The sequence below is a fragment of the Cyanobium sp. A1C-AMD genome, assembly GCF_024346495.1.
In the GTDB taxonomy this organism is placed as follows: Bacteria; Cyanobacteriota; Cyanobacteriia; order PCC-6307; family Cyanobiaceae; genus Cyanobium_A; species Cyanobium_A usitatum.
The window spans coordinates 1-6,723 of sequence record NZ_JAGQDB010000109.1 but is presented as its reverse complement, the minus strand read 5'-3'; the positions used below and the strand labels follow the sequence as shown (position 1 = coordinate 6,723).

The window sequence follows — 6,723 nt, the reverse complement described above, 5'->3', positions numbered from 1 at the left end:
ACCCATCCCCGCGGTGAGGCGCCCCTATCGGCCATGGGCTACAGCTGCGGCACCTGTCGCATGGGCGACAACCCGGCCACGTCGGTGGTGGATCTGCAGGGCCGCAGCCACGAGGTGGCCAACCTCACCATCGCCGATGCCAGTGTTTTCCCGGCCTGTCCGGCCATGGGCTTCGGTCTCACCGTTATCGCCAATGCCCTGCGCATCGCCGCTGGCCTCAAGGCATCCCTGCAATGACGTCAACGCCCCCTGTGCCCACTAATCCCGAAGCCGCTCGCATCCTGGAGCGCGACCAGGGCCTTCAGCCCTGGACCTTGTGGGGCAGCTATCTGCCCGATCGGCAGTGGGGCACGGTGCGGGAGGACTACTCCGCCGATGGCGATGCCTGGCGCTCCTTCCCCCACGACCAGGCCCGCTCGCGGGTGTATCGCTGGGGCGAAGACGGTTTATTGGGAATCTGCGACGAAGAGTGCCGGCTCTGCTTCTCCCTGGCGATGTGGAATGGCGTCGATCCGATCCTCAAGGAGCGGCCATTCGGCCTGGGTAATCCTGAAGGCAACCACGGTGAAGATCTCAAGGATTACTACTTCCACCTCGCCAACACCCCCACCCACAGCTTCATGCGGGGGCTCTACAAGTATCCCCAGGCCGAATTCCCCTACCAGCAGTTGGTGGATGAAAACGGTCGCCGCAGCCGCAGCGAGCCCGAATACGAGCTGGTGGATACGGGCATCTTTGATGCCAGTCGCTACTTCGACGTTGTCATTGAGTACGCCAAGGCCTCAGCTACCGATCTGCTGATCCGCATCCGGGTTACCAACCGCGGGCCCGATCCTGCCCCTCTCACCCTGATGCCCACCCTGTGGATGCGCAACACCTGGGGTTGGGGCTATCCCGATGAGCAGCGCCAGCCAATGGCCCTCGATGGTGATGTTGTGGTCACCGGTGATCTACCCCACCTAGGGGTTTACGAGCTGCTCTGCCGGGATGGGGGCAGCTGGTTGTTCACCGACAACGAGACCAACCATCAGCATCTCTATGGCGAGCCCAATCCCACCCCGTATCAGAAGGATGGCTTGCACCGCTATGTGATTGGCGCTGAGGCGGCGGCGATCAATCCAGCCCAGTTTGGCACCAAGGCGGCCCGCTTGTTGCAGCGCACCCTCGCGCCAGCGGAGGAGTGGGTTGTCGAATTGCGCCTGAGGCAACGGTTGGATGGGCGCGCGCCTGACGCCGATGCCGATGCTGAATCGCCCTTCGGTCCCGCCTTTGATGCGCTATTCCAGGCGCGGGAGGCGGAGTGTGTCCAGTTCTTTGAGCACACCATGCCGGGCCTCAACGCCGAGGACCGCTTGATCCATACCTCAGCCCTGGCGGGGCTGCTGTGGTGCAAGAAGTACTACGGCTGGAGTGTGCTGCGCTGGCTGGAGGGGGACCCAACCCAACCGACCCCGCCGGCCAACCGCTGGGACACCGATACGGCTCTGTGGAGCCGCCTCCATGCCCACGATGTGATCTCGATGCCGGATGCCTGGGAGTACCCCTACTTCTGCCAGTGGGATCTGATGTTCCACGCGGTGGCCTTCGCCATCTTCGATCCGGAGATGGCCAAGCAGCAGGCGATGTTGCTGCGTAGCCCCCACTTCACAGCCCCCAGCGCCCAGACCCCCGCCTATGAGTGGGCGCTCTCAGACCCCAATCCGCCAATTGGCGCCTGGGCGGCAATGCGGATCTATCAGATCGACCGTAAGCAGAGCGGCCAGGCAGATCAGCCTTTTCTGCGGGCCGCCCTGCGCAAGCTGTTGCTTGAATACGGCTGGTGGGCCAACCGCAACGATCGCTCCGGCGACAACGTGTTTGAGGGGGGGTTTCTTGGCCTCGACAACATCGCCGTGTTTGATCGGCGTTTCCCCCTGGCCGATGGCAGCCGTATTGAGCAGTGCGATGGCACGGCCTGGATGGCTTCCCTCAGCCTAAATCTGCTCAACATCTCGGTGGAGCTGAGCCGTGAGGAGCCTGAATATGCCGACACCTGCGAGCGCTTCGTTTACGACTTCACGCAACTTGCCATCACCCTCAATACTCCTTCAGAAAGAGGCTTCCTGAACTGGGATGACGACGATGGCTTTTACTACGACGTGATCAAGCGGCCAGACGGCAGCACCGACTACCTGCGCACTCGCTCCCTTTCGGGTTTGGTTCCTTTGCTGGCTGTGGCGAGTTTCGACCGTGAAACCGTCGATCGACTGCCTGTGCTCGATGTGCTTAAAAGCATGGCCTGGTTTGTGCATGAGCGCACCACGCCCACCTGGTTGGAACGCAACCTCGGCCAGTGGCACAACGACCGCATCCTCTACACCCTCGTGCCGGAGGATCGCCTGCGGCGGATCTGTGAGCGGATGTTTGATGAAGAGGAATTCCTCTCCTCCTACGGAATCCGCTCCCTCTCCAAGGTGTATGGCGACCATCCCTATTCGTTCACAGAGGGCTCCGATAGTCAGACCCTCACCTACAGCCCTGGGGACAGTCCCGTGGCGATGTTTGGCGGCAATTCCAATTGGCGTGGGCCGGTGTGGATGCCAATCAACTTCCTGCTGATTGAGTCATTGCAGAAATACGCCCATTACTACGGGGACAATTTCAAGGTGGAGTTCCCCACGCGCTCTGGCAACTGGCTCAATCTCTGGGAGGTGTCGCTCGAGCTAGAGAAGCGCCTGGTGGGCCTCTTCAGGCGGGATAAATCCGGGCGGAGGGCCTTCAATGGTGATGTGGAGTTGTTCCAGAACGATCCCCACTGGCGGGATCTGATCCAGTTCAACGAATATTTTCACGGAGATAATGGCCGGGGTGTGGGTGCTTCCCACCAGACCGGATGGAGCGCCACCGTCGCCAAGATGGTCAACCAGTTGAGTCGTTATTCATCTGGTTAACGCAAGCGACTGCCTGCTTCTTTTTCGACTGCCTCCTCTACTCAGCCATGGCTCATCCTTCTAATCGCACCGAGCTTCCTGGTCCTTCCCTGGCAATTTCGCCATTGCCGAATGCCGGCCAGTTGGAGGTGGCCGATGGGGCTCACTTTGATGTGGTACTCATCGGCAGCGGTGCCGGCGGTGGCACCCTGGCGCGCCACCTAGCCCCCAGCGGCCTGAAGATTCTGGTGCTGGAGCGTGGCGACTGGCTTCCGCAGGAACCCCAGAACTGGGATGCGGAGGAGGTCTTCCAGAGGGGGCGCTACATCTCCAAGGATGTGTGGCACGACAAGCAGGGCCAGCCGTTTCAGCCCGGCAGCCATTACTTCGTGGGTGGGGCCACGAAGATGTATGGCGCTGCCCACTTCCGCTTGCGGCAACAGGATTTTGAGCAGCTAAATCACTTTGACGGCGTCTCGCCAGCCTGGCCCCTGCGTTACAGCGACTTCGAGCCCTATTACCAGCGGGCGGAAGAGATGTACCACGTGCATGGTCAGCGGGGTGAAGATCCCACCGAGCCCCCCTGCAGCGGCCCCTACCCCCATCCGCCGGTGGCCCATGAGCCCCGCATCCAGCAGCTGGTGGATGATCTGCGCGCGGGCGGATTGCATCCGTTCCATGCCCCCACTGGGGTGATGCTGGATGAGGCCAACTTGCCCTTCAGCCGCTGCCGCAAGTGCAATTGCTGCGATGGCTTCCCCTGTTTGGTGCATGCCAAATCCGATGCGGATGTGTTGGGAATGCGCCCGGCCCTGGCGGCGCCGAACGTGTCGCTGCTGACCCGGGCCCATGTGCGCCGTCTGCAGACCGACGCCTCCGGCCGGAGTGTGCAGGCAGTGGAGCTGGAGCGCGATGGCCAACCGATGACCGTGCGTGGCGATGTGGTCGTGGTGAGTTGTGGTGCCGCCAACAGCGCCCGGCTGCTGTTGATGTCGGCCAACGACAAGCATCCCCGCGGTCTGGCCAACAGCTCCGATCAGGTGGGGCGCCATTACATGTTCCACAACAGCAAGGCGATGGTGGCCTTGGCCCACGAGCCGAACACCACCGTTTTCCAGAAAACTATCTCGATCAACGACTGGTATCTGGGGGATGCCGACTTTGACTATCCGATGGGCAATATCCAGATGACGGGCAAGACCAACGGCACGATCATGAAGGGCTATGCGCCGTTGGAAACCTTCCTGATGCCAGGTTGGTCGATGGACAAAATCGCTGAGCATGCGATTGATTTCTGGATCTCTTCAGAGGATCTGCCGGACCCCAACAACCGGGTGACCATCAATGGCGAGGGCCAGATTCATCTGGACTACACGCCTAACAACCCAACCGCGGCCCAGCGGCTTTACGGCCGGCTCACCGGGATGCTCGACAAGCTCTATCTCAAGAATCACCTAGTGGAACGGCAGTTTTATATCAAGAGCGATATGACGATCGCCGCCGTGGGTCATCAGGCCGGCACCTGTCGCTTCGGCAGCGATCCGGCTGCTTCGGTGCTCGACCTCAACTGCAAGGCCCACGACCTCGACAACCTCTACGTCGTCGATACCAGCTTCATGCCAACAATCGGCGCGGTGAATCCCTCCCTCACTGCCATCGCCAATGCCCTGCGGGTGGGCGACCATCTACTGGAGCGTCTGGGGAAGTGAACCCAGGCTCAGCTGAGCAGCGTTTTGATTAGATCGGCGATCAGCAGGTTGTCGAGGGAGAGCAGGCCGCCACCGCAGCTGGCCAGCACTCCACACATCACTACATACATGGCCGCCTTCTCCCAGCTGGGGGGATCGCCCACCCCCATGGGGCCGGCGTAATCACCGGGTGGAATCTGGTATGGATCGGGGCCGATGAAAGGAAAGCCCGCCTTGAGCTCCACAACCACCGCATAGGCCATCGACACCAGGATCGCCAGGGCCGCCAGGGGGGTGAGCAGCCCCGGGATCAGGGCGATGCCCGCGCCCCACATCGAGAAGGCCGACAGAAAGCAAAGCCACTCGGGCGTCTGCATCGCCGTGGCCCAGGTTTTGAGATTGCGCAGCTTGGGCCAGCCGTGGCGGATGAAGCAGATCCCCAGGAACACCCGCATCACCAGCAGGGATGTCTGGGCCAGGGTGGAGGGTGCCGCCGGCACCAGCAGCTCCACCACGGTGATGTTCATCTGATCTGGGCTGTATGAGGTGCGCTCAAGGTACCCGGATCTGTTTAATCCTGCACCAGTTGCAGTTGGTAGCCATCGGGGTCGGCTAGTTGCAGGGCCCGATCGCCGCCCACCAGGGCGGCTTGGTCACCGAGCGCGATCACGCCGCCATGGAGCGGTTGGCCGCCGCAGGCCTCCGCGGCTGCGGCGATGCGATCCAGATCGGCAACCCGCAGCCGGATCTGCCAGTGGGCCAGGTCCTGGGCCCCCTGATCCGCGGGCCTGGCTCTGCCGCTGTTGGGGGGCTGGTAGTTGAGGCATTCCACGCCGGCGCCTGTAGGGCAGCGGTGGCCGGTGATGCGCACCCGGGTGTCCGTCAGGCCATCGAGCCCATCCTGGGTGGGGCCGCTATTAATCCCATCGCCGCCAAGCTTCAGGCCCAGCAGCCCGTCGTAGAAGTGGCAGCTGGGCAGGGTGTCGGCCACAGAGATGGCGCTGTGGTCGATCCCCAGGAAGGGGGCGCTGGCTGGCGCGGCTGCATGCCAGCGGGCCTCTCCCTTATCGGGGGGAAACTGCAGCAGCTCCAGGTTGTGGCCCTCCGGATCGCGAAACTTAAAGGCCTGGATGCCGGCGGCGGCGGTGTTCCATGCCGGCAGGGTCTGGGGGGCGGTGGACACCCCCACAAGGGAGCCGTTAGCAATCGCCTGGCGCGCCGAGGCGCTGGCGGCGTCCAGATCGTTCACCACGATGCAGATGTGTTGAAACCAGAGGTCGCAGCTGCGGGAATCGGCCGGGATCGGACGCCCAGGCCGCAGGCCCTCGCCCAGGCTCAGCACCTCGGTGAGCTCCAGGGTTTCGTCGCCTAGGTGTAGCCGCACCAGCTTCAGCCGGGAGCCGGGCAGGCCCACCAATTGGGCGTAGGGGCCGGCTTCCACCAGCAGGCTTCCGCCCCGCCTGAAGCCCAGACTGGCTTCGAAGAAATCGGCAGTCGTTTCAGCGTTGGCTGTGGTGAAGCCGATGCTGCTGATTTGGGGAGCTTGGTGAGCCATGGGGCGCAAGAGCTGTCGATTGTTAGGAGCCCAGGCCATTGACACCAGCGGCGGCGATGCTGCTGTCAATCTCGGGTGTCATGCCAGACACGCCGATCGCCCCCAGGCAGCTGTCCTCCTGCAGCAGCGGCAGGCCACCGGCCATGGCGGCCGCTGGTTGTCCGAATAGCCCTGCCAGTTGCAGCAGCGCCGGCCGCTCTCCGTTGATGCTGGCCTCCAGGGCCGCGGTGGGCTTGCCGTTGAGGGCCGCCATGCGGGCTTTGGCGATGGCGGCCTCGGCGCTGGCTGGGCTGGATCCATCGCGGCGCTCCAGCAACAGCAGGTGGCCGCCAGCGTCGACGACGGCGATCGACACGCGCGCCTGGTGCTGGTCGGCCGCCAGGTGGCTGGCCGCCGCAATCGAGCGGCAGTCTGCGAGCTCGAGGTGGGGTTGGTAGCGCATCAGCTCCAGATGATTTTCGCTAGCCACAGGTGTCCTTGGAGTTCAACGCCAGCGGCGGCGGCCTCCAGGTCGGCGTCTGAGAGTTTCAGGGTGGCTTCGGCCTGGTGCTGGACCAGCTCCACGCCGCTG

6 protein-coding genes are annotated in these 6,723 nt (G+C 63.2%); 3 read left to right on the top strand and 3 right to left on the bottom strand.

Annotated features, from left to right (window positions below; translation table 11 throughout):
- The 3 genes from KBY74_RS12950 to KBY74_RS12940 all read left to right on the top strand — a co-directional run.
- On the top strand, positions 1–237 hold a 237-nt coding region (locus KBY74_RS12950), incomplete at its 5' end, for a GMC oxidoreductase (RefSeq protein ID WP_254943050.1).
- Positions 234–2,930 carry an MGH1-like glycoside hydrolase domain-containing protein gene (locus KBY74_RS12945; RefSeq protein WP_254943049.1) on the top strand — a complete coding sequence of 899 codons (2,697 nt, stop codon included), beginning with the start codon at positions 234–236 and terminating at the stop codon, positions 2,928–2,930. The genes KBY74_RS12950 and KBY74_RS12945, both read left to right, overlap by 4 nt.
- 47 nt (positions 2,931–2,977) lie before the next feature.
- The gene (locus KBY74_RS12940) at positions 2,978–4,618 is read left to right on the top strand and encodes a GMC family oxidoreductase (protein WP_254943048.1); all 1,641 of its coding nucleotides are present in this window, start codon (positions 2,978–2,980) and stop codon (positions 4,616–4,618) included.
- Between the two features lie 8 nt (positions 4,619–4,626).
- On the opposite strand, the gene KBY74_RS12935 is transcribed toward KBY74_RS12940, so the two are convergent.
- From KBY74_RS12935 to KBY74_RS12925, 3 genes are read right to left on the bottom strand one after another with little or no spacing between them, the layout of a single operon-like run.
- On the bottom strand, positions 4,627–5,124 hold the full coding sequence (locus KBY74_RS12935) for a DoxX family protein (RefSeq protein WP_254943047.1): 498 nt from the start codon (positions 5,122–5,124) through the stop codon (positions 4,627–4,629).
- A gap of 44 nt (positions 5,125–5,168) precedes the next feature.
- On the bottom strand, positions 5,169–6,152 hold the full coding sequence (locus KBY74_RS12930; protein ID WP_254943046.1) for a VOC family protein: 984 nt from the start codon (positions 6,150–6,152) through the stop codon (positions 5,169–5,171).
- Between the two features lie 22 nt (positions 6,153–6,174).
- Entirely contained in the window at positions 6,175–6,594 is a 420-nt protein-coding gene (locus KBY74_RS12925; protein WP_254943045.1) for a heme-binding protein, read from the bottom strand.
- Between the last annotated feature and the right edge of the window lie 129 nt (positions 6,595–6,723).

Bases quoted from the DNA above. Each gene is read 5' to 3' on its own strand.
- KBY74_RS12930 (WP_254943046.1), bottom strand. From the start codon at position 6,152: ATGGCTCACCAAGCTCCCCAAATCAGCAGCATCGGCTTCACCACAGCC.
- KBY74_RS12925 (WP_254943045.1), bottom strand. From the start codon at position 6,594: ATGCGCTACCAACCCCACCTCGAGCTCGCAGACTGCCGCTCGATTGCG.
- KBY74_RS12940 (WP_254943048.1), top strand. From the start codon at position 2,978: ATGGCTCATCCTTCTAATCGCACCGAGCTTCCTGGTCCTTCCCTGGCA.
- KBY74_RS12935 (WP_254943047.1), bottom strand. From the start codon at position 5,124: ATGAACATCACCGTGGTGGAGCTGCTGGTGCCGGCGGCACCCTCCACC.
- KBY74_RS12945 (WP_254943049.1), top strand. From the start codon at position 234: ATGACGTCAACGCCCCCTGTGCCCACTAATCCCGAAGCCGCTCGCATC.